This is a genomic window from Streptomyces sp. STR69 (assembly GCF_024519455.1).
GTDB lineage: Bacteria > Actinomycetota > Actinomycetes > Streptomycetales > Streptomycetaceae > Streptomyces.
This window is the reverse complement of sequence record NZ_JALJRY010000005.1, coordinates 48,276-70,867: the sequence shown is the minus strand read 5'-3', so window position 1 is coordinate 70,867 and position 22,592 is coordinate 48,276. Positions and strand designations below refer to the sequence as shown.

Here is a 22,592-nt window from a genome sequence, read left to right as displayed (position 1 = left end):
GCGCCCCCATCCTTTTACGCGTACGTAACACGGCGAACTCTTGCCCAATTGCTTCGGATGGAAATATTTTCCTCTCGAAGCATTTGGAAGTGAGCCGTCCATGGCGACATACCAGTACCGCTGCCCGGGCTGCGGCCCCTTCGACGTGACCCGTCCGATGGGCCGTGCCCTCCCCGAAGAACAGTGCCCAACGTGCGGCCTCCAAGGCCGCCGTGTCTTCACCGCCCCGATGCTCCCCCGCACCTCCGCCCCCCTGGCCCGAGCCCTCCGGTCCCAGGAGGCCAGCGCCCACGAACCGCGCATCGTCACCGAGGTGCCGCCGGCCCGCCGCCGCCCCACCTCGGCCGCCGATCCCCGCCAAGCCCAACTGCCCAAGCCCTGAACCCTGTTGCCCGAACCCCCACCCACCTGTTCTTGGAGGCAGTCCTATGCCCGAAGTCGTCTTCAGCGTCGACCAGGCCATGTCCATGCGCGACCAGAAGGTCCCCGGCCACAACCGCTGGCACCCCGACATCCCGCCCGCCGTCACCGTGAAGCCGGGCTCGGACTTCCGCATCGAATGCCGGGACTGGACCGACAACCAGATCGGCAACAACGACTCGGCCAACGACGTACGCGACGTCGACCTCAGCTACGCCCACATGCTCAGCGGGCCCATCGCGGTGGAAGGCGCCGAACCCGGTGACCTGCTCGTCGTCGACATCCTCGACCTCGGACCCGTGCCGCAGTCGCAGGGCGAGGGCTCCGGACAGGGCTGGGGCTACACCGGCGTCTTCGCCAAGGACAACGGCGGCGGGTTCCTCACCGACCGCTTCCCCGACTCGTACAAGGCCGTCTGGGACTTTCACGGCCAGCAGGCCACCTCACGCCACATCCCCGGCGTCCGCTACACCGGCATCACCCACCCCGGCCTCTTCGGCACCGCGCCCTCCGCCGAACTGCTGGCCCGCTGGAACGCCCGCGAGCAGGCCCTCATCGACACCGACCCGCACCGGGTACCGGCCCTCGCCCTGCCCCCGCTCGCCGAGAACGCCCTGGCCGGCACGGCGAGCGGCGAGGCCGCCTCCCGGATCGCCGCCGAAGGTGCTCGCACGGTCCCGGCCCGCGAGAACGGCGGCAACCACGACATCAAGAACTTCACCCGCGGCTCCCGGGTCTTCTACCCCGTCCTCGTCCCCGGCGCCCTGCTGTCCGGCGGCGACCTGCACTTCAGCCAGGGCGACGGCGAGATCACCTTCTGCGGCGCCATCGAGATGGGCGGCTACATCGACCTGCACGTCGACCTGATCAAGGGCGGCATGGAGAAGTACGGGGTCACGACCAACCCGATCTTCATGCCCGGCAACGTCGCACCGCAGTACACCGAGTTCATCTCGTTCGTCGGCATCTCCGTCGACCACGAAACGGACACCAACCACTACCTCGACGCGACGATGGCGTACCGCAACGCCTGCCTCAACGCCGTCGACTACCTCACGACCTTCGGCTACAGCGGCGAACAGGCCTACCTCCTCCTCGGTTCGGCCCCCATCGAGGGCCGGATCAGCGGCGTTGTCGACATCCCGAACGCGTGCAGCACCCTCTACCTCCCCACCGCGATCTTCGACTTCGACATCAAGCCGACGGCCGAAGGACCGAGGAAGGCCGACCGCGGCCAGTGCGCCGTCACGTCCTGAAAGACAGTCCCGGTGGTTCTCCTGAGCGACAGTTCCCCGAAAGGCAGCTCCATGCGCGAACATCTCACCTTCCAGCTGGGCGACTTCACCACCCAGCACGGCGCCACCCTGCGCGGTGCCGCCCTCGCCTACACCACGTACGGCGAGCTGAACGCCGACAAGTCCAACGTGATCGTGTACCCCACCTGGTACTCCGGGCGGCACTGGGACAACGAATGGCTCATCGGCTCCGGCATGGCCCTGGACCCCGAGCACTACTTCATCATCGTCCCCAACATGCTCGGCAACGGCCTGTCCACCTCACCGAGCAACACCCCGCCGCCCTACGACCGCGCCCGCTTCCCGCACATCACGGTCCACGACCAGATCGAGGCCCAGCACAAGCTCGTCACCGAGGAGTTCGGCATCGAACGGATCGCGCTGGTGACCGGCTGGTCGATGGGCGCCGGCCAGACCTACCAGTGGGCCGTCAGCCACCCGGAGATGGTCGAGCGGATCGCCCCCTTCTGCGGCTCCCCACGCACCAGCCTCCACAACAAGGTCTTCCTGGAAGGCGTCAAAGCCGCACTCACCGCCGACGCGGTCTACAACGGCGGCTGGTACGACGAGAAATGGCCGACCACCGGACTGCGCGCGCTCGCCCGGGTGTACGCGGGCTGGGGCTTCTCGCAGGCCTTCTACTGGGAGAAGGAGTACGAGAAACTCGGCTACACCTCCCTGGAGGACTTCCTCGTCGGCTTCTGGGAGGGCTTCTTCCTCGACGGCCGCGACCCCAACAACCTCCTCACCATGCTCTGGACCTGGCAGAACGGCGACGTCGGACTCACCCCCGGCTTCGACGGCGACACCGAGGCGGCGCTCGGCTCGATCCGCGCCACCACGCTCGACATGCCCGCCGAGAAGGACCTCTACTTCCCGCCGGAGGACGAGGCATGGGCCGTCAGCCACATACCGGGCGCCGAACTCCGGGTGATCCCCGGCATCTGGGGCCACTTCGCAGGGCACGGCAGCAACCCGACGGACACCGCGTTCATCGACACGGGCCTCAAGGAACTGCTGGCCAAGCCAGGCGGATTGGCGTAACCATGCACATCGGACGCATCAGACTCCCGCACGAGGTCAGCGCCTCGATCGTCGCCTTCGCCACTGTCTTCCTGCTGATGAGCCCGCTCAAGATGCCGACCTGGGCCATCTTCATCACCTGGGCAGGAACCTTCCTCCAGGGCGGTCCGAGCCGCTCCAACGCAATCGCCATGGTCACCGCCACCACCACCGGGGCCGGCTTCGGTGTGGTGGCCGTACTCCTCAACCGCCAGACAGGCACCATGTTCGGCACCGGCGCGTTCGCCCAGACCCTCGCCCTGGCCGTGGTCGTCTTCGTCGTCAACGGCACCCTGCTGACGACCGGCCGGCTGAAGCCCTTCGCTCTCATCCCGGGCATGTTCTTCGGCTTCGCCTCCCTCTTCGCCACCTACTTCGGCGGCTTCGGCTACGACGCCGGCCACCTGGACGCCGCGTTCGTCAGCGCCGCCGCGATGTGCGCCCTGGGCCCCCTCTGCGCCAGTCTCGGACTACGGCTGATGTTCACTCCCCCGCCCAAGGAGAAGCAGTACGAGACCGAGGGGGTGACACCTTCGGCCAGCGAGACACACGCTTGATATCGCGACTCGCGAGAACCTGTTCACGGGGGCCGACCAAGGGGGTCGGCCCCCGTGAACAGGTGATGGCCCCAGACAGTGCCACGGAAGGCCGGACACAGGGCCGAACCCGGGCCGCGGGCCCGTACCCCCAAAATGGCGGGCCGCTGAGCGCGGCCAATCGTCCACGTCGGCATCCGACCCGAGCCGCCTCTCGAACCTTCGGGTCCCGTCCCGCCGCCTTCGGGTCCACCAGAGCACCGGCATGCAACTACCTCTGAGTGCAGGGCTGTGCTTGATGCCGCGAACAGGCGCCTTTGGCATTGACGCTCCGAAGCGGGCTCTGGCAGCGACCACGGGGGGCCATCACGGTCGGTGAACGGTGCGTTCGATTCCTGGGTCCGAGCCGGGGTGCGCTGGCCGGTATCCGCCCCATACGTGACACTGCCTCAGCTCCTGGTGGAGCGGGCTGGAGACGCGTGCCGCGGTCGACGCGTAGAAGCTTCACCCCTCTGCTCGGACGCCGTTGTGCTGTCGGAGCAGAACCCTTCTCTTCGATCGCGCCGCGGCACACGCACGCCGCAGCGGGTTCGGGTTCGGGTTGAACGGGGTGCAGGTTGAGCGCCCAGTTCCGCAGCGCCGCAGCAGCGGCGTCGACGTTGCCGACCTGCGGGACTGGTCCGTCCGCACAGAAGACCCGAGAGCGAACGCGCCGGCGCAGGACGGGGTATCGAATCCACGCGCAGCGAATTCCCGTTCCAACGCGCAGACACTCCGGCCTCTGGCAGCACCGCGGTGAGGTGCCTCGAAGAGCGACGGCAACCGAGCCTGACCTGGCATCGGCGCCGTGACCTGCCGATTTCAGGTTTTCCGCAGGTACACCGAAGCCGGGAGCGCCACGATGACCTCTGCCTGGCCGCCGACGCCATCGTGGGGGCGGTCGACCGACTGAGGGGGAAAATCATGCCGATCCAGAAGGGCGCCGCCGTCCCCCGTCACACCACGACCGGCGTTCCCGACGCCCAGGTCACCGTCCACCCCGTCACCACGGACGACGGACTCGGCCTCCAGCTGACCCGTTTCCGCCGGGCGGAGTGCGACGACGTCGTACTCCTCGTCCATGGACTGACCGCGTCCAGCGACCTGTTCATCATGCCCGAGCACCGGAATCTGGCGACCTGCCTCCTCGACAACGGCTTCGCGGACGTGTGGACGCTCGACATGCGGATGAGCAACCGCTTCCCGTACAACACGGAACCGCACGCACACACCCTCGACGACATCGCCCTGTACGACTACCCGGCCGCGCTCGCCGAACTGCGTCGGCATGTCGGCGAACGGCGGGTGCACGTCGTGGCGCACTGTCTCGGGTCGATGACCTTCCTCATGAGCCTGTACGCCGGCGCCGTACGGGACATCACCAGCGTCGTCACCAGCGCGGTCGGCCTGCTGATGCGCGTACCGGCCTGGTCGCGCTGGAAGCTCGCGTACGGCCCCGCGCTCGTCGAGGGCGCGCTCGGGCTGTCCCAGCTCGACCCGCGCAGCGGCGACGCGGCCTGGTACAGCCGGAGCGGGCTGTTCGCCCGTCTGGTGTCACTGGCCCACCCGGAGTGCGACAACCCGGCCTGCCACATGGTGAGTTTCATGTGGGGTACCGGCTGGCCCGCGCTCTACAGCCACGACAAACTCGACCCCGTCACGCACGACCGCGTCGCGGACCTGCTCGGCCCTGTCGGGCTGGGCTACCACCGGCACATCGGCAGGATCGTACGAGCGGGTCGTGCCGTGAAGTACGACGCCGCCGAGCCGCGCCACGCGCACCTCCCCGACGACTACCTCGCGGCGGCGGCCAAGGGCGGCCCGCCGGTGCTGCTCCTGACCGGCGAGCACAACCGCGTCTTCGGGGACTCCGTCGTCCAGGAGCACGGGGTGATGTCGCGGGAGACCGCCGACCCCGACCGCTACGAACTGTTCGTCGCCCCCGGCTACGGCTATGTGGACACGATCATCGGCCGGGACGCGCACCGGGACGTGTTCCCGCACCTGCTCGACTTCCTCCACCGAAGGGCTGTGTGAGATGCCGGAGTCGCACGCCGAACACGTCGAAACCGTCGTCGTCGGCTCGGGATTCGGCGGCTCCGTGGCCGCGTACCGGCTGGCCGCGGCCGGACAGCAGGTGGTCCTGCTGGAACGCGGACGCGCCTACCCGCCCGGCGGCTTCGCCCGTTCCCCGGCCGAACTCGGCCGTGCGTTCTGGGACCCGCGGGCAGGCCTGCACGGCCTGTTCGACGTGTGGAGCTTCCGCGCCTTCGACTCCGTCGTCGCCAGCGGACTGGGCGGCGGATCGCTCATCTACGCGAGCGTGCTGCTGCGCAAGGACGAACGCTGGTTCGTCGACGAACAGCCGCTGCCCGGCGGCGGCTACGAGGCCTGGCCCGTCGGCCGCGCCGAACTCGACCCGCACTACGACGAGGTCGAGCGGATGCTCCGCCCGGTCCCGTACCCGCTCGACCGCCCCGGCTACACGGACACACCCCGGGCACACGCGATGCGTGAAGCGGCCGAACGGCTGGGCCTGACCGCGCAGCGGCCGCCGCTCGCGATCAGCTTCGCGCCGAAACCGGGCGCCGACCCCGAGCCCGGACTGCCGTTGGCCGACACCGACCAGGGCAACCTGCACGGTGTCGGCCGTCGTACCTGCCGGCTGTGCGGTGAGTGCAACCTCGGCTGCAACGACGGGGCGAAGAACAGCCTCGACCACACCTATCTGTCGGCGGCACGGCGGCACGGTGCCGACCTGCGCACCGGACACGAGGTGCGCGCGGTGCGGGCCCTCGCGCGAGGCGGATACGCGGTGGACTACGTCAGACACGGAGGACACGGACCAGATGGCGAAGGGGGAGGGGAAAGGGGTGATCCGGACGGCCGCCGCGGGGACGGAGGAGTCGCGTCCGGATCACCCCACTCCCCCGGATCACCCCGCACCTCCCGAACGTTCCACACCATCAGCTGCGACCGTCTGGTCCTCGCCGCCGGCACCTACAACACGGTCTCGCTGCTCCTGCGTTCCCGCCGGAACCTGCCCGGTCTGAGCCCGGCGATCGGCAGCCGGTTCTCGACGAACGGCGACCACCTCGCGTTCGTGCTCCGGGCCGGGCGGGGCGCCGAGCCCCGGCCGATGCGCCCCAGCCACGGTCCGGTCATCACCAGCTCCATCCGGCTGCCCGACGAACTGGACGGCGTACCCGGCGCGGGGCGCGGAGGGTACATCCAGGACGCGGGATACCCGGGTTTCGTGGAGTGGCTCGTAGAAGGCGCTCACGCACCGCAGGGAGTCTCCCGGGCGGCCCGCTTCCTGGCCGGGAGGCTGCTCGACCGGATCTCCCGCGCCCCGGACCCCAGCCTCTCGGGCGCGTTCGCCGAACTCCTCGGCGACGGCGCCTTCACCGGTACGTCCCTGCCACTGCTCGCGATGGGCCGAGATGTGCCGGACGGCGAACTGCGCATGCGGGGCGGCCGGTTGGACAGCACCTGGACGGTACGGGGCGGCAGCGCGGCCCAGTTCGAGCGGACGCGCACACTCATGCGGCAGATCGCCGGCGCGCTCGGCGGCGGATACGCCGACCATCCGCTCTGGCACCGGAACCGCGTCCTCACGGTGCACCCGCTCGGCGGCGCCCCCATCGGCCGGCATCCCGACATCGGGGTCTGCGATCCGTACGGCGAGGTCTTCGGCCACCCGGGCCTGTACGTCGCGGACGGGGCGGCGATGCCCGGCCCGGTGGGCCCCAACCCGGCCCTCACCATCGCGGCCCTGGCCGACCGTATGTGCACCCGCCTGCTGGAGCACCGGCCCGCCACTCCACGGGCGGTCGCGCACCGCACGTATCCCCGCCGCACCTCTCTCCAGTTCACGGAGGAACTGCGCGGACGCTACGCACCCGGTGCGGACGGGGCCCGGACCGAACCGCTCGCGTTCCGGCTCACCGTCACGGCCGACGACGTGGACGCCTTCCTGGAGGAACCGGACCACGAGGCGCGCGCGGACGGCTGGATCGACAGCTCCTCCTTCGGCGGACGCCGGCCCGTCCTGCACGGCAGCGTCCGCCTGTTCGAGGACGGCTGCCGGACGATGCGCTACCGGCTCCACTTCACCGACGCCGACGGCCGGCCCCGCACCTTCACCGGCCGCAAGGACCTGGCGCCCGGCACCCCGGCCCGCCTGTGGACCGACACGACCAGGCTGACCTTCCGCATCCTGGACGGACACGTCCACGAACCGGGCGGGACCGACGCCGCGCTCCTGGGCACGGGCACGGTGAGTCTCGGCGCCACCGATCTCGCCCGCCTGCTCACCACGTTCCGCACAACGGGCCCGCACGGCGCCGCGGCACTCACTCGTTTCGGCCGCTTCTTCGCCGGCGAACTCTGGAACACCTACGCTCTGCGGCGCGCCTGAGAAGCTCAGGACATACCGCCCCGTCCCAGCGGGGCCTGGGCGGCGATTCGGTGGTGTTCGTGCTCAGCCAATTCGGACACGGCGAGGGTCCCGCAGGTGTCCGCCAAGACTTTCGCCTGTTCCAGCTCGGCGAGTGCTTCGGCCTGGCGGCCGGAGGCGGACAGCGCGGTACCGGCGGTCAGCCGGGCCATGGCCTCGTTCAGGGGCATCCGGGCCGCGCGAAACTCGGCAGCGGCCCGGCACGCGGTGGGACCCGCCGCCGGGTTCTGCCGGGCGAGTTGTACCTCGGCGCGGGCCTGCAACGCGAACCCGCGCCAGCCGGGCGACAGATCGAGCCCGGCGGCAGCGGCTGCTCGGTCGGCCCACGTCTCGGCAGCTGTCACGTCACCCAGGGCCAGTTCCGCGACAGCCAGCAGCCGGAACCACATCGGGCGGACCGGGGCTTCGAACCCGAGCAGGTGCGGGCCGCCGCCCGCTTCGAGCACCTTGCTGACGCAGCCCTCCGGGTCGCCGTTGAGCAGCAGAGTCTGGCCGAGCATCCCCACCATCGCCGACCGGTGCGCGCCCGGTGCGGAGCCGGCCGAAGAGAGCGACTCCTCACAGATCTTCAGTGCTCCGACGAAGTCTCCCCGCCACATCAGGACTGCCGCGCTCACCACCTCGGCCAACGAGCGCGGCTCGCCGCTGCCGACGAGTGACGCCGCCTCCAGGGCGTCGTCGGCGTAGGCCGCCGCCTCGTCCAGCCGCCCGAGCCACATGAAGGCGTAGGCGGAGGCGGCGAAGAGATCGGCGAGCACGAGGCTCTGGCCGGTGCGGCGGGACACATCCAGGCCTCGCCGGAGATGGCGCAGTGCGGGGTCGTAGCGTCCGTGGAGCATCTCCGTCCAGCCTGTCATGACGAGCGTGTCCATCTGCCCGGCCAGTTCCTGGTCGTCGGTGTCGTCGAGCACTTCCACCACGGGGTCGAGGTGGTCGGCTGCCCGGGCGTCGCCCGCGAAGGTGTGCGCCAGGGCCAGGAGGGCGCGGACCGCGGTGGTCTGCGGCGGGTCGCCGATACGTGCCGCCGAACGCAACGCGCGTTCGCCCCAGTCGATCGCCGTGGCGAAGTCGTTCTTACGAAGCGCCACCACCGCGACGCCCAACTCCAAAGTGGCGGTCTCAGGCTGCAGTTGGCCCTCGTGGTCCGCCAACTCCCCCAGCAGCAGAGCCGTGGCCTCTTCGTACCGGCCGAGCGCCCACTCCATGGTGGCTCGTAGGGCAGTCACCCGGGCCCGTCGGCCCCGGTCCCGCGCGGGCAGGAGGGTGGCGGCCGTGCGCAGGATGTCGCGGCTTTCCAGCAGTCGTCCGGCCATGCCCAGCGCATCGGCCTGCTGGAGCCACAGTTCGGGCCGCAGCCGACTCTGCTCACCGAGCAACCGCAGGGCTTCCTGTGTCCAGTGCGCGGCGGTGGCCGGTGCGATCGTCATCACCTGACGGGCGGCCTGTACAAGTACGTCGACGGCGTGTTCGTCTCCTACGCGCGCCGAACGCTGAACGTGCGACGCCTGGGCGGTCAGCGGCGCGCCGTGCAGAGCCAGGCCGTCCGCGGCCCGGGTGTGTGCCTCGATCCGCCAGCCGGCGCCCGCCCCCTGGTACACCGCTGCCCGCACCAGCGGATGGCGGAACCGGAACTGGCGCGTGGAACCGACCTGGCGTACGAGGTCCCGCTCCGCGACCTCGTCCAGGGCGGCAAGGGCCTGTGTCTCACCGGTCTGGGCCACGACTGCCACCATGCCGGCTTCAAAGGAGTCGCCGAGCACCGCGGCCGCCTGTGTACAGACCCTCGCAGTGGCCGACAGACCTCCCAGCTCCTCCAGCAGCGCGGCCCGCACCGACTGCGGCAGATCGCCGGCGGCAGGTACCGGGACGGCCGACGCCGGCGGCGGGCTTTCGTTCCCGGCGCTTCGGGCCAGCGCCTCCAGGTAGAACGGGTTGCCGCCGCTGGCCTCGTACAACCGTTGGAAACGCCAGTGATCCGTCCTGGCCCCGCACAGTTCCGCTCCCTCGGCCGGAGACAGCGGACCCAACTCGACCCTGGCCACTCTTTCCTCCGTTCCCGCCCGGGCCAGCGCCGCAGCGAGTCGCGGCGGGGCCTGCCGAGGACGGTAGGCGAGGGCGAGCAGCAGCGGTGTCCTCGGCGGATGCCGTACCAGATGGTCGATCAGCTCGGCAGTACCGTCATCCGTCCACTGCAGGTCGTCCAGGCTGAGCACGAGCCCGCCGTCGGCACTCAGCGTCTCCAGCAACGTTCGCACCGCCCGGTGGAACCAGTACCGTTCGACCGTCACCGGATCCGGCCCGGTCGGGAAACGATCACTGAGCGCGGGGAAGACCGTACTCAGCAGGGCGAACGCGCCGGGCGGTGACCCGTCGTGACGGAGTCGGAGAAGGTCCACCGTGCCGAGGTGGTCGTCCAGGGCGTCCACGAACGCACCGTACGGAGCCCGGTCGAACTCCACGCTGCGGCCTGCCAGGGACACGAAGCCGCGCTGTCTCGCGCGCTCGCCCAGCTCGCCGAGCAGCCGTGTCTTTCCGATGCCCGGTTCCCCGACCACCTCGACCACCCCTGGCGCACCGGCCAAGGCGTCCTCGATCGCACCGTCGAGGACCGTCAACTCCGCTGTCCGCCCCACCAGGTGGCTCCCTGTCCGGGGACGCTGCGGTGTCGGCGGGCCGGCCTGGTCGGCGCCGTCCCGTGGGGTGCGCACCGGCGGGGGCACGGGCAACGGGCGCGGTACGAGAGCGGGTGCGGAGCTCGGAGCACGCCCGGCGGCCGGGACGGCGGCTGGGACGTTCAGTGCGGGATCGGTGGTGAGGATCTGCTGGTGCAGTTGCCGCAGCGGGACGCCGGGGTCACAGCCGAATTCGTCGGCCAGCAGCCGCCGGACCTGCTGGTAATGGTTGAGGGCATCGGCCGGGCGGCCACAGCGGTACAGGGCGAGGATGAACTGGCCGGCCAGTCGTTCGTCCAGTGGGTGTGACTCGACCCGGGCGGCCAATTCGGCCAACAGTCCGGTGTGGTGACCGCGGCGGAGCCGAACGTCGGTGTGGTCCAGTTCGGCCGCGATCCGTTCTTGGTCGACCGCGTCGCGGAGGGCGTTGATCCAAGGGGTGTCCAGACCCGCGAAGGCATCTCCCCGCCAGAGGCCGAGCGCCTGCCCGAACAGAGTTGCGGCCTGCTCGTCCTGCTCGCTCCGCACGGCCGCCCGGGCCCGTGCGGCAACGTCACGGAAACGGTGCAGATCCACTGCGGTCGCCTCGACGTCGAGGACATAACCACCGGATCGCCGGACGATATCCGCCCCCTCTGCGATGGCCAAAGCTTGCCGCAGACGGGAGAGGTAGCCGTAGAGCGTGTTCCTGGCCCGCTGCGGGGGACGGTCGGCCCAGACGCGCTCGACAAGCTGGTCCACCCTGACCACCCGGTTGGCGTCCACAAGCAGCACTGCCAGCACACACCGCTGCCGGGCATGGCCCAGATCAACGATTCGGCCGTCCACTCGCGCCTCGACGCCGCCGAGTAAATCGAACTCAACCTTCACAGCACGCCCCCGAGTGTCAAGTTCCCACCCTGGCATAGCACCTTCGACCAGTGGATTCAACGTTTAGCCAAGGTTCGCCGACGGTCGGCCGCGCACCGTGGTCCAGGACAGGAAAGAGCGCGACGGACAACCCGGAGGCCCGGCTCCGCCACGACGAGCGGGCAGGAATTGCCTCCGGTCATGCCTCGAACCCGACCCGATCAGGGGAGCAAGCAGAATGCAGAGAATCCTTGCCACGGCAGGCCTCACGCTCGGCGGACTCGCGCTGGCAGTGGGAAGCGCCACCGTCATGGCACCGACCGCCCAGGCGGCCGGGACGTCGACCCTCGCACGCTTCGAGGGCAAGACGATCGACCTGTCCAAGGACTGGGGCGCTGCCAGGGCCTGCAACGTCCGGCGCGGCGTCATCGACTGCTTCCGCACCGTCAAGGAGAGCGACGTGAGCGCCGCTCAACAGGCCAAGACCGCAAGCCCCAGCACTGCCCAGGGGTACTGCTCCACCCCGCTGCGCCTGTACGAGAACGCCAACTTCAACACCTCCCCCTTCCCCGCGGGCCGGATCCTGTCGTTCTACGACAGCGGTTACTGGCAGAACCTGGACCAGTGGGGCTTCAACGACCAGACCTCTTCCTACAAGACCGGCAACTGCGCCACCTCCTTCGCCAAGGACAACGACGGCAGGGGAAAGAACCCCTCCAATGTCTTCGTCGAAGCATGGCAGTCCGACGGGTACATGGGAGGCGGCAGTTGGAATGACCTGCTGAGCTCGGTCTACCTTTACTGGCCCCGGGGCGCGTACGCGGTACGTGACCGCACCAGGGGGTGCCGCGACTCGCCGGCCACGACCACCGGACCCACAGCTGACACCGCGGGCTGCCGGCCGGTCCTCCTGGACACCGCCCCATGGCGACCCGACCCCGCGCGAAATGTGACGGCCCAGCCGTTTCCGCAAGGAGCTTCGTATGGCAGATCACAGGGGACCCGTGCTGGTCATCGGTGCCACCGGCCAACAGGGTGGCGCGACCGCACAGCAACTGCTCGAGCGCGGCCGGCCGGTCAGAGCCCTGGTCCGCGACCCTGATTCACCCCGCGCCAGAGCACTGCGTACGGCAGGAGCCGACCTTGTCGTCGGCGACCTGGACGATCCGGCATCGCTCCGGAAGGCGATGAAGGGCGTCCATGGCGTGTTCCTCGTGCTGACCATGATGGTCGGCCCCCGGATCAGCCCCGAAGGCGTGGTGGCCGAAGAACGGCGGGGAAAGGCGGTGGCGGATCTTGCCCGGGAGCTGGGCATCGAGCACCTGGTCTACAGCTCGCTCAATGGCGTGGACGCTCACTCCGGAATCCCGTACTACGAAAGCAAGCAGCGGATCGAGGAACACCTCCGCTCGCTCGGACTCCCGGCGACGATCCTGCGTCCCGTTTCCTTCATGGACAACTTCGCCACCTACAACCGCCCGGTCCTGGACAACGGGGAACTGGTGCTCGGCCTCGCCGTACGACCGCAGATTCCGATGCCACTGATCGCGGTACGCGACATCGGCGCGTTCGCCGCGATCGCGTTCGACCGGTCCGAGCACTTCCTCGGCCGGACCGTCGAGATCGCCGGGGATGTCCTGACGCCTCCGGAGATCGCCGAGACATTCGGCCGCCACTGCGGCCTGCCGGCACGGCTGCGTCAGGTGCCCGTCGAGCAGATACGAGCCTTCGACGAACAGCTCGCCAAGATGTTCGCGTTCTTCAACGAGCGACCTGCCGGCCTGCCCGACATCTCGGCTCTGCGGGAACACCACCCCGGCCTGATGAAACTCGGGACCTGGTTGCGCAGCACCGGATGGAAGCCCTGAACCCCTGAAACGAGTAGACATGACCGATGGACTGCTGCTGCCGCCCGGGGGCGGCCGCCGAATCCAGACCATGACCATGAAGGCTGGTGCGGAACAGTCGACGACCTGGTCGGTGTTCGAGGCCGAGGTCGCGCCGGGATTCGATGTCGGAGCGCACCTGCATCACCGGGCCGAGGAGGTGTTCTACGTCCTCGCAGGCGAACTCGACCTCCTCGCCTTCCATCCCACCCCCCAGGCCATCGGCGACTGGCGCTCCTGGGAGTCCGGGACCGGCGCGAAGGTGATGCGGGGCGGCCCCGGGAGCTTCATGTTCGTACCCGCCGGATGCCCTCACGCATTCTCGAACCCCGGCGCCGAACCCGCCCGGATGCTCTTCCTCGTGTCCCCGGCCGGGCACGAGACCTACCTTCAGGAACTCACCGACCTTCTGAGCGCCTCGGGACCGCCGGACCAAGCCGAGATCGCGGCCCTACGGCTCCGCCACGACATCCACCAACTCACTCCGCTCACCTCCCCGGCGCAGGCTGAGGCTGCACAGCGCACCGGACGTCAGCGCAGGTGAACCGGTCGGGCCGCAGGTTTCGCCCATGGCCGACGGAGGCCCCCAGTGAGAGGTCGGGCGAGCCGGAACCGGGCGCCGACCTTGCGGACCACGCCTTGCAACCGGACGGTCTCGCCGAGCGGCAGGTAGGTGGTGGCGGAGGAGTCCTTGTGCCGCTCGATGAGGGCCAGGGCTTCGATGACGGGCTTGTGCCGGTCGTGGGAGGAGCGGAAGTCGAGGGCCTCCAGAAGTTTCATCAGCCCGGCGCGGTAGCGGTTGCCGAAGGAGGACTTGAACACCTCCCGCTTGGAGCGGGCGAAGGCGGCGTCGGTCGCCTTCATCTCGGCGACCAGGTCCTTGAGCGTCTTCTCTCCGCCGGCCGCCGGACGGACCACCTCGCGCACCGGCCCCTCGAGGCACCGAGCAAGGCCGCGGCGATCCGTCCGCGCAGCCCGACCTTGACCCTCACCTCGGTGCAGTCCTCGGCCCGTGCCAGGCGGGCGGCGACCTCGGCGACGGCGCGCTCGTCGGCCTGGTGCAGTGCGGAGCGGATGACCGTGTCGACCTGGGCCGCGGTCGGCGGGTCCCCGCGCGGATGGTCTCCCCCCTCGCGCTGGTCTTCCCGGTCGTGGTCCTCGCTCTCGCGGGTCTGCTCGCGGTCATGGCCTCTGGGTGGCCCGGTGCACGAAAGCGGGCGGCAGGTTCGCCCACACCGTCTTCGAGCGTTCCAACCGGTTGAAACGGCGGGCCGGTTCGGCGGTGAGTTGACGGGCGGGCGGGGTCCAGGCCGCGTGCAGGTAGGCGAAGGTGGTGAACCGGCCGCCGGGCGCGAAGACTTCGGTCACGGCATCCAGGATGTACCCGCGCTGGTTCTGCGGTATGACCGTCCACGGCAGCCCGGAGACCACCGCGGCGGCCCGTTCGGCCGCCGACCCCTGCACCGCGGTCAGCCGTGTATCGCGCCGGGTGGCCGTCGGCCGTGCGGCGAGCACCGGGTTGAGTTCGACGGCGACGAGCCGTGCGTCGGAGGCGAGCCGGGCGACGATCGCGTCGGTGAACACCCGGGTCCCCGGGCCGAGTTCGGCAACGGTGCGGGCCTGCTCCAGGCCGATGCCCTCGGTCATCGCGTACGCCGGTCGTCGTGAACTGGGCGCCACAGCACCGGTCATGAGGGGCCGTCTGAAGAACTCGGTGATGATCGACATGGCGGCCATGGTGGAAACGCCCCGGGTGGCCGCACGTCGTATCACCGGCCGGTGTCCGTACGACTGCGGGAGGACCCCGTGAACCTGATGAGACGTTTTCGCAGGTCAGATCCGGTTATCCAGGTTGGGGCCCGTCAGCCCTTGTCGGTCTGTTCCTATCCTTGTGGCCTCAACTCGGCCTCAATGAGGCCCGACAGGATCGCACTGAAGACATAGAGGACGATCGCGCCAGCTCAAGGTCGGGAATCGAACCCACGCGCAGCGGATTCGCCTTCCAATGCGCAGATGCCCCGCCCCTGTATCCGGGTGGAGCATCTGCGCCAATTCAAGAGGCGAACCTGTCGACCAGGGTGTCCATTAACCCCGGCTGTGGTCTGTCGACCGGTCAACCGAGGCCATAGGTCTCGTCGCCGAAGTCGGCGACGATCTTCAACTTGCCGCCGAGCGCCTTGACGTAGGCAGCGAGGGTGTCGACCTCGCTGCGCTCCAGTCGGCCCTTCTCGATGCGTGAGACGCGGGCCTGGGTGACACCCATGGCTTCGGCAGACCCGCTGACCGAAGAGGAGTTCGCGGTACGGGGCGAGGAGATCGCGGTCGCGGTCCTCGCCCGGGTCGACCGCGCCAGGGATGGCGGCCTTCAACGGCGGCCCGCAGCACTGGAACCCGACCGCGATCGGCCACCGAACGCCCACGGACGGAAAGGGCTACCGCGATTCCCTGAGCTGCCCGGTGCTGTTGTCCTGCGAGCGGTGGAGGTAGGTGTATGTGCCGCCGTGGGCCATCAGCTCGTGGTGGGTGCCGGCTTCGACGAGGCGACCGTGGTCCAGTACGAGGATACGGTCGGCGTCCCGGGCGAGGTTCAGATCGTGAGTGATCATGATGGTGGTACGCCCCCGCATCAGGCGGCGCAGCGGTTCGACGACCCGGCGCGCGGTCGGGGCGTCCAGGCCGGTGGTGGGCTCGTCGAGGACGAGTACCGGCGCGTCGCGGAGCATCGCGCGGGCGATGGCGATGCGTTGGAGCTGGCCGCCGGAGAGTTCCGCGGTGTGCGGGTCGATCGGCGTGCCGTAGCCGTCAGGGAGGGCGGCGATGAACTCATGCGCGTCGGCGTCGCGGGCGGCCTGGACGACGTCGGTGTCGGAGGCGCCCGGCCGGCCGCAGGCGATGTTCTCGTGGATGGAGTCGTGCAGGATGAGCGTCTCCTGAGGCAGCAGGGCGACGTTTTCCCGCAGGAACTCCACCGGCAGCCGGTCCAGGGGGACCCCGTCCAGCCGGACCAGCCCGGCAGCCGGGTCGTAGAAGCGCAGCAGCAGCTTGGAGACGGTGGACTTGCCGGCCCCGCTCGCGCCGGTGACCAGGACCAGTTCACCGGGACGGGCCGTGAACGACACCGCGCTGAGGGAGTCCTTGGCAGCGCCGGGGTAGCGGAAGCCGACCTGGTGGAACTCGATCTCGCCGCGTACCCGGCGCAGCTCGACCGCGCTGCCGGGTGCCGGGTCGGTGACGGCGGCCCGGGCGTCGAGGATCTCCAGCAGCCGCTCGGCGCCGGCGGTGGCGGCGGTCAGGGTCAGGCCGAGCTGGCCGAGGGAGCGGATCGGCGGGTACAGGTAGCCCAGGAAGGCGGCGAAGGCCAGCAGTTGACCGATGGTCATCCGGCCCTTGGAGATCTCCCAGGCGCCGAGCCCGATCACGATGAGCACGCAGAGCGTCTCGACGACCTCGACGAGTTGTTCGTAGAGCTCGCTGAGGCGGGCGCCGGTCACCGAGGCGCGCATCCAGGCGCGGGCCTCGCGGCGCAGCCGCTTCTCCTCGGCTCGACCTCGGTTGTAGGCCTGGGTCAGGACGATGTGGCCGAGTGACTCCTCGACCACCGAGGTGATCGCACCGTCGGCGACCCGCTCCTGCCGGGCGACGATCTTGATGCGCCCGGAGAACCGCTTGGCGGCCAGCCAGAACAGCGGGGCCAGCGTGAAGGTGGCCAGCGCGAGATCCCAGCGCAGATAGAGCGCGGCGGCGGAGAAGAGCACCGTGCTGAAGACGGCTGAGACGGTACCGACCGCACCGGAGACCACCATCTGCTCGATCGACTCGACGTCCCCAGTGAGACGCTCGACCAGATCGCCGGTGCGGTGACGGCTGAAGAAGTCGGGCGGGAGGGTCTGAACGTGGGCGAAGACCTTCTCCCGCAGCCGCATCACAAAGCGTTCGGCGGTCCAGACCGCGAGCGAGTTGCCGATGTAACCGACGAACGCGCCGAGCAGCGCCGCGGCGAACCACATGCCGGCTGGGGCCCAGAACGCGGAGAGCGAACCGGCCTGGAGCGCGTTGTCGGTCAGTTCGCTGAACAGCAGGATCGACGCTGTCTCGGCGAGGGCTGCAAGCACCACACAGACGCAGATCAGCACCAGCCAGGCGCGGTCCCCCCTGGTCAGCGGCCAGAAACGGCTGACCGCCTGGCGGACCGGGACGCCGGCGTGGACCGCCGGCTCCGCCCGGGTCTGTTCCTGATCCGGAACGGTCTCGTAGGCGCTGTGGCCGACCCTGTAGTGCTCGGTCCCGTCGCGGTCGGCCCCACCGTGGTCGGCGCTGTCCATGACGGGGCGACGGTGACGGCCGTGCACACGGTTGCGCGAGGAGCCGACGCGTCGGCCTGTCGACCGGGCGGGCTCCGGTTCGACCACGCGGAACTGCATGGTCGGCTGGTCTCCGAGCATGGTCAACGTTCATCCCTCATTCCATTTCGCTGCCTGCGGAATCCGCGCAACCATCAAGGGCGGGCCCCGGCGCAATGCCGAAGGCCCGCCCTCCGGTGTCAATTCATCAGCCGCCGATGGGGCGACGGCGAGCGGCCTGCAGCATGCGGGCCCGGGCGGCCGCCCGCTGCTTACGCTCCAGGACTGCGTTCTGCCGCGCCTGCGCCGCGCGCCTGGCAGCCGCCGCGGGGGTGATGATCTTGCTGATAGCCATGGAAATTCTCCTCATTCTTTTCTTTTTCTCGAACTGAACGCGGTGTTTCTTTTTTTGCCTCGGCCATTCGGCTTTGACAAACTTGGGGAGGGTGCCGGTCTAGGAAGGTGCCCGGAGCGCGTCCACCGGTTCCATCCGGGCGGCGCGCAGCGACGGGTAGAGACCGGCGAGCAGGCCGACAAGGGCTCCGGCGAGCGGGGCGCCGAGGGCGAGGTTCAGGTCCAGGACCGGGGTCCACTCCTTGAAGACGGCGACACACACCACGACGGCGATGCCCAGGGCCGCGCCGACGATGCCGCCGAGCAGGCCGATCGTCGTCGACTCCAGGAGGAACTGGCCGGCCACCTGTCGTCGCGAGGCGCCCAGCGCGCGCCGCAGCCCGATTTCGCCGACCCTTTCCATCACCGTCACCAGGGTGACGTTGGCGATGCCGATCGCGCCCACTACCAGCGAGACCAGGCCGAGGACGAGGAAAAGGCCGTTGACGTCGTTCTGGACACCGTTTCGAGCCTTGGACAGGTCGGCCGGCGCCGCCACGGCGAGGGAGTTCTGCTGCCCGGGGGCCAGGGCGATCGGAGCCTGGCGTGCCACCTGCCGGGCCGCGCCGAGCGCGGTGTTGATGAGTACCTGGGTGACGTCCTCCAGGCCGAGGCGGTCCGCCGCGGTGGTGGGCGGGAGCATCACAGCGGTGGACAGGCGCTGCTCGCGCCTGATGCCGCCGAGGATGCCGATGACGGTGTACGACTGGCCCCGGAAGAAGATCGCCGGGGAGTCCTCCACCCGCTTGATGCCAAGCAGCCGTGCCGCTTGGTCGCCGAGGACCGCCACCTGGGCGTGCCGGGCGATGTCGCCGGCGTCGTAGAACCGTCCCGAAGTCATCGCACCGCGTACCCCGGCGGGCAGGCCGGCCGAGGCGGCCACCACGGCCAGGGTCTGGCCGGAGACGTCGCCGGGCGCCTTCACGTCGTTGGACCGCACCTGGACGCTGTTGGTCAGTGGGGAGTCGGCGAGGGCGGCGGCCGAGTCCACGCCGGCCAGCCGCCGGACGGCGTCGGTCCCCGACCAGTCCACCAGTGGCTCGTCGTCCGAACCGGGCGCCACAGACGGCACGGTCACAGTCACCGAGGTCGCGGTGAGCGCGTCGAACCGGCCGACGATCTGGTTGCCGGCCGTGGAGGCCACCCCGATGGTGATGACCAGCGTGGTGATGCCGAGCACGGTGCCGAGTGTGGTCAGGGCGGACCGTACGGGGCGGGCCATGACGCCCGCGAGAGCTTCCGTCCACAGGTCCCGGGGGTCCATCCAGGGGCGTTCGATGCGGGTCCCGGCCGGTGTCGCCTTCGCCCTCGTCCCCGCCCTCGTCAGCCCCCTCGTCGCGAGTTTCACTCGGGCTCCTGGGTGAGGCGGCCGTCGGTGATGCGGACCCGCTGGCCCGCGCGGCGGCTGACCGTCTCGTCGTGGGTGATGAGCACCAGGGTCATGCCCTGGGCGCACAGGTCGTCGAAGAGTTCCAGCACGGAGAGGGTGTTCTCGCTGTCCAGGTTGCCGGTCGGTTCGTCACAGAGCAGCAGCGCGGGATCGCTGATCAACGCCCGTGCGATGGCGACGCGTTGGCGTTCGCCGCCGGAGAGCCGGTCGGGCCTGAAGCCCGACCGGTGCCCGAGCCCGACCCGGTCCAGCGCCTCCCGGGCGCGGGTCAGACGGGTACCGCGGCCGAGCCCCGGGCGTGGCCTGCGGTACGCCTCGGCCAGCATGACGTTCTCGTCGACGGTGCGGTACGGCAGGAGGTGGAAGGACTGGAACACGAACCCGATACGACTGCCGCGCAGCGCGGTGCGTTCGAGGTCGCCGAGCCCGGTGGTCTCGACGCCGTCGAGCCGGTAGGTACCGGAGGTGGGACGGTCGAGCAGGCCCAGCGTGTTGAGCAGCGTCGACTTCCCCGAGCCGGAAGGGCCGACGATCGAGAGGTGCTCGCCGCGCCGAACGGTCAGGTTCACACCGCGCAGCGCGTGCACCGGGGGCTCGGAGTCAAAGGTCCGCTCCACACCGGTGAGTTCGATGACGGCGTCCGGGTCACCGCCGTCGTCCTCCGGTGCGGCACCCTCGGTCGTCGGAACCATGGCGGCTGGGGCGGTGCCCGGGGTCATTCGCCCACCACCACCTTGTCGCCCTGCTCCAGCGTGCCGCCCGTCGGCTTCACCTCGACGAGTCCGGCCGCGGAGAGCCCGACGGTGACATGGACGTCGCTCAGTCTGCCGCCGCGCTCGACCTGCACCCGGACGTTTCCGTCGGACGAGGTGCGGATCGCGGCGAGCGGTACGACCAGCACCTTGCCGTCCGAGGCACCGATCTTGATGGTCACCTTCACCGCGGCCTCGGCCTCGTCGGCCAGTTCGCCGGAGTTGGGTACGGAGATCCGCAGCTGGACCGGGGCCGAGGAGTCGGTGGCGGAGGTGCCGGCGGATTCGCTCCCGGTGTCCCCCGAGGTCGTCCCGGTGGATCCCTCGCTGTCCCCGTCCGAGCCCGTCGCCGTGGTCGTCGAGGACGCGGCGTCGGCGCCGAGCGCCGACACCGTGCCAGCCGCCTTCTTGCCGTCCGTCGTCGTCAGCTCGACGGCCATGCCCTTCCGCAGCAGTTGGGCGTCCGCGCCGGGGACGACCGCCTGCACCTCCAGGTCGGAGCTGGTCACGGTGCCGATCGGGCCGGACGCGGTGTCCCCCGTCTTCACCGTCACCTTGTTCAGCCGTACGGGCAGCTTCGGGAAGAAGACGACCTCGCCGGCCGGGACCTTCGTCCCGTAGGAGGCCTGGAAGGTGCTGAGCGCGGCGTTCGCCATGTTCAGCGCCTTCTTCGCGGATTCGAGCTGCAGTTGGTGGATCTGTGCGTCGGTGCTGGACTGCGGGTTCGGCGAGCTCGTACTGCCGCTCGCGCCCGCTTCCGTCCCCGCCGCTGTCCCTGTCTCCGTTTCGTCGCCGCTGCTGCTGCTCGCGCTGTTGGTCGTGAGCAGCGTCTGCTGGGCGGCGGACACCGCCTGCTGCAGCTGGCCCAGTTGCTGCTCGTCGTCCGCGCTGGGCTTCTGGGCCTCGTACCCCTTGCTCGAGTACCAGCTGGTGACCGCCGCCGCGGTGCCCTGGCCGTAGTTGCCGCTGATCGATCCGGAAAAGAATCCGAGCCGGTGCAACGCTTTCTGGAGCTGCTTCACATCGTCGCCGGAGGCACCTGGGCCCAGCGCCCGGTACATCGGCACGGTTCCGCTCAGCGCGAGCACCGGACGGCCGTTGACCGCCATCAGTACGTCGCCCTCCTTGACCTTGGTACCGGCGACCGGTGCCTTGGTGATCCGCTGCTCCGCGCCCTCGCCGCCGGCGGTCGCGGACGCTCCGGTGCCGACCGCGCCGGCCAGCGCGAGCGGGCGCGGCGAGGCGAACTCGACGGACCCCGACGCCACCACGGTCGCGGTAAGGGACTGCCGCTGGACGGCCACGGTCACCGGGCCGGCCTTCGGCGCGGTGTGCGCGGCGGCGGCGTCGGCGGGCGAGCGCACCTGCGTACCGGCGATCCAGCCGCCCGCGCCGACCAGAACCACCGCGCCGACCAGCGCGCCCAGGTGCTTGCGGCTGCTGAACCGGCTCATGCGTTGTCGCCGTAGTACGGGTGGGCCTTCTCCTTGGGGAAGTACGCGGCCCGGAACTTCTTGCCGCATTCCAGGTCCTTCAGGGAGAGGTCGATCTCCTTGGTGAGCAGCGGCAGCGCCTCCGCCTTGGACATGCTGAAGTGGTTCTCCGGCACCTTCTGCTCCATCCGCACCATGTCGGACATACCGGTCGGCTGGGTGGTGCTGACCGGGATGCCCTGTGCCTTCAGGCAGGTGGCGTACCCCTGGGCGAGCTGCACCAGTTGGGCGTCGCCGTTGAGCTCGAGACCGTTCGCGCGGTTCGCCTCCGCCTTGGCGTTCTCCGCCTTCTTCTCCTCGGCGGCGCTCAGCGCGTGTCCGTTCACGGCTATCGACGCCTTGAGTTCGCAGCCGCCGATCTTCTCGTCCGCCTTGGACTTGGCCTGGGGGCCCGCCAGCGCCTCCTGGTACGCCTTCTGCTGGGCGGGGGTGAGACCCTTCTCGTCGTCGTCGGCGACGGCGTCGGTCCGCTTTTCTCCCGCCTTCCCTCCGGGGTTGCTGAAGGGGGCATTGGGGTCGTCGGGGTAGACGGCGGCGGCGTAGTTGCCGAACCCGTACTTCTCCCGGGACTTCTTCGCCGCCACGTAGTCCTCCGCGTCCAGCCCGGCGAAGGAGTCGTCGCCGCTCGCCGTCACCACGTGCGGTGTGTAGGTGAAGCCCTGCTTCTTCATGCAGGCCGCGAGGGTGTTCTGCTGGATATACGTCTTCTTGGTCTCGGCGTCCGCGCCGTCCGGGACGGTGAGCTGCACCGCCCCGTCGGCGTTCGTCGTACTGTCGTTCGCCGCGTTCGCTCCGCCGGCCGTGGAGTCGGAGCTCGCGCCGGTCTTGTCGCTCGAACCGCCGCAGGCGGCCAGGACCGGCAGCAGGCCGATCGCCAGGGCGGTCGCCACGGAAACGCGGACCCTCTTCGGCATGCTCTTGTGTGCGTTCATGGTGGATGAGGCTGGACCCGCGGTGTGATGGGAACTGGCCCGGAGTGTGATCAAACGGCAACAGCCGATGGGCG

General features: G+C 69.9%; 18 protein-coding genes and 1 pseudogene. 9 read left to right on the top strand and 10 right to left on the bottom strand.

Annotated elements, in window-relative coordinates; translation table 11 throughout:
* The first annotated feature begins 100 nt into the window (after window positions 1–100).
* The 6 genes from OC490_RS10765 to OC490_RS10740 all read left to right on the top strand — a co-directional run bounded on the left by OC490_RS10765 (window position 101) and on the right by OC490_RS10740 (window position 7,772).
* The gene (locus OC490_RS10765; protein ID WP_262057644.1) at window positions 101–382 is read left to right on the top strand and encodes an FmdB family zinc ribbon protein; all 282 of its coding nucleotides are present in this window, start codon (window positions 101–103) and stop codon (window positions 380–382) included.
* A gap of 46 nt (window positions 383–428) precedes the next feature.
* The gene (gene fmdA / locus OC490_RS10760; RefSeq protein ID WP_262057643.1) at window positions 429–1,676 is read left to right on the top strand and encodes a formamidase; all 1,248 of its coding nucleotides are present in this window, start codon (window positions 429–431) and stop codon (window positions 1,674–1,676) included.
* Window positions 1,677–1,727: 51 nt separating this feature from the next.
* On the top strand, window positions 1,728–2,759 hold the full coding sequence (locus OC490_RS10755; RefSeq protein ID WP_262057642.1) for an alpha/beta fold hydrolase: 1,032 nt from the start codon (window positions 1,728–1,730) through the stop codon (window positions 2,757–2,759).
* Between the two features lie 2 nt (window positions 2,760–2,761).
* A complete protein-coding gene (locus OC490_RS10750) occupies window positions 2,762–3,334 on the top strand; it encodes a DUF1097 domain-containing protein (protein ID WP_262057641.1) in 573 nt (190 codons plus the stop codon).
* A gap of 942 nt (window positions 3,335–4,276) precedes the next feature.
* Window positions 4,277–5,389: an alpha/beta fold hydrolase gene (locus OC490_RS10745; protein ID WP_262057640.1), complete on the top strand. Its 1,113-nt coding sequence runs from the start codon at window positions 4,277–4,279 to the stop codon at window positions 5,387–5,389.
* A gap of 1 nt (window position 5,390) precedes the next feature.
* Window positions 5,391–7,772 carry a GMC oxidoreductase gene (locus OC490_RS10740; protein WP_262057639.1) on the top strand — a complete coding sequence of 794 codons (2,382 nt, stop codon included), beginning with the start codon at window positions 5,391–5,393 and terminating at the stop codon, window positions 7,770–7,772.
* 5 nt (window positions 7,773–7,777) lie between these two features.
* Here OC490_RS10740 and OC490_RS10735 read toward each other — a convergent pair whose 3' ends face one another.
* A complete protein-coding gene (locus tag OC490_RS10735; RefSeq protein ID WP_262057638.1) occupies window positions 7,778–11,353 on the bottom strand; it encodes a BTAD domain-containing putative transcriptional regulator in 3,576 nt (1,191 codons plus the stop codon).
* A 217-nt stretch (window positions 11,354–11,570) separates the two neighbouring features.
* Between OC490_RS10735 and OC490_RS10730 the strand changes: the two genes are divergently transcribed.
* Genes OC490_RS10730 through OC490_RS10720 form a run of 3 tightly spaced genes read left to right on the top strand, consistent with a single transcriptional unit; the run spans window position 11,571 to window position 13,762 of the window.
* Window positions 11,571–12,434 carry a hypothetical protein gene (locus OC490_RS10730; RefSeq protein WP_262057637.1) on the top strand — a complete coding sequence of 288 codons (864 nt, stop codon included), beginning with the start codon at window positions 11,571–11,573 and terminating at the stop codon, window positions 12,432–12,434.
* Window positions 12,316–13,200 carry an NmrA/HSCARG family protein gene (locus OC490_RS10725; protein ID WP_262057636.1) on the top strand — a complete coding sequence of 295 codons (885 nt, stop codon included), beginning with the start codon at window positions 12,316–12,318 and terminating at the stop codon, window positions 13,198–13,200. The genes OC490_RS10730 and OC490_RS10725 overlap by 119 nt, the downstream gene beginning before the upstream one ends.
* 19 nt (window positions 13,201–13,219) lie before the next feature.
* Window positions 13,220–13,762 (top strand): cupin domain-containing protein, encoded by a 543-nt coding sequence (locus OC490_RS10720; RefSeq protein WP_262057635.1) that lies wholly within the window; start codon window positions 13,220–13,222, stop codon window positions 13,760–13,762.
* Here OC490_RS10720 and OC490_RS10715 read toward each other — a convergent pair.
* The 9 genes and pseudogenes from OC490_RS10715 to OC490_RS10675 form a co-directional block, all read right to left on the bottom strand.
* Window positions 13,750–14,145: a hypothetical protein gene (locus OC490_RS10715; protein WP_262057634.1), complete on the bottom strand. Its 396-nt coding sequence runs from the start codon at window positions 14,143–14,145 to the stop codon at window positions 13,750–13,752. The two genes, OC490_RS10720 and OC490_RS10715, sit on opposite strands and share 13 nt — an antisense overlap.
* Before the next feature lie 255 nt (window positions 14,146–14,400).
* On the bottom strand, window positions 14,401–14,946 hold the full coding sequence (locus OC490_RS10710) for a class I SAM-dependent methyltransferase (protein WP_262057633.1): 546 nt from the start codon (window positions 14,944–14,946) through the stop codon (window positions 14,401–14,403).
* 385 nt (window positions 14,947–15,331) lie between these two features.
* Window positions 15,332–15,550: pseudogene (locus tag OC490_RS10705) on the bottom strand (XRE family transcriptional regulator); the annotation flags it as partial.
* Window positions 15,551–15,650: 100 nt separating this feature from the next.
* Entirely contained in the window at window positions 15,651–17,660 is a 2,010-nt protein-coding gene (locus tag OC490_RS10700; protein WP_262057923.1) for an ABC transporter ATP-binding protein, read from the bottom strand.
* A gap of 106 nt (window positions 17,661–17,766) precedes the next feature.
* Window positions 17,767–17,913, bottom strand: a complete 147-nt coding sequence (locus tag OC490_RS10695) for a hypothetical protein (protein WP_262057632.1) — start codon at window positions 17,911–17,913, stop codon at window positions 17,767–17,769.
* A 99-nt stretch (window positions 17,914–18,012) separates the two neighbouring features.
* Window positions 18,013–19,299: an ABC transporter permease gene (locus OC490_RS10690; RefSeq protein WP_262057631.1), complete on the bottom strand. Its 1,287-nt coding sequence runs from the start codon at window positions 19,297–19,299 to the stop codon at window positions 18,013–18,015.
* Window positions 19,296–20,033, bottom strand: coding sequence for an ABC transporter ATP-binding protein (locus OC490_RS10685; RefSeq protein WP_262057922.1), 738 nt, complete (start codon window positions 20,031–20,033; stop codon window positions 19,296–19,298). The genes OC490_RS10690 and OC490_RS10685 overlap by 4 nt, the downstream gene beginning before the upstream one ends.
* Before the next feature lie 23 nt (window positions 20,034–20,056).
* Entirely contained in the window at window positions 20,057–21,547 is a 1,491-nt protein-coding gene (locus OC490_RS10680; RefSeq protein ID WP_262057630.1) for a peptidoglycan-binding protein, read from the bottom strand.
* A complete protein-coding gene (locus OC490_RS10675; RefSeq protein ID WP_262057629.1) occupies window positions 21,544–22,518 on the bottom strand; it encodes a hypothetical protein in 975 nt (324 codons plus the stop codon). Before OC490_RS10675 ends, OC490_RS10680 begins: the two co-directional genes overlap by 4 nt.
* Between the last annotated feature and the right edge of the window lie 74 nt (window positions 22,519–22,592).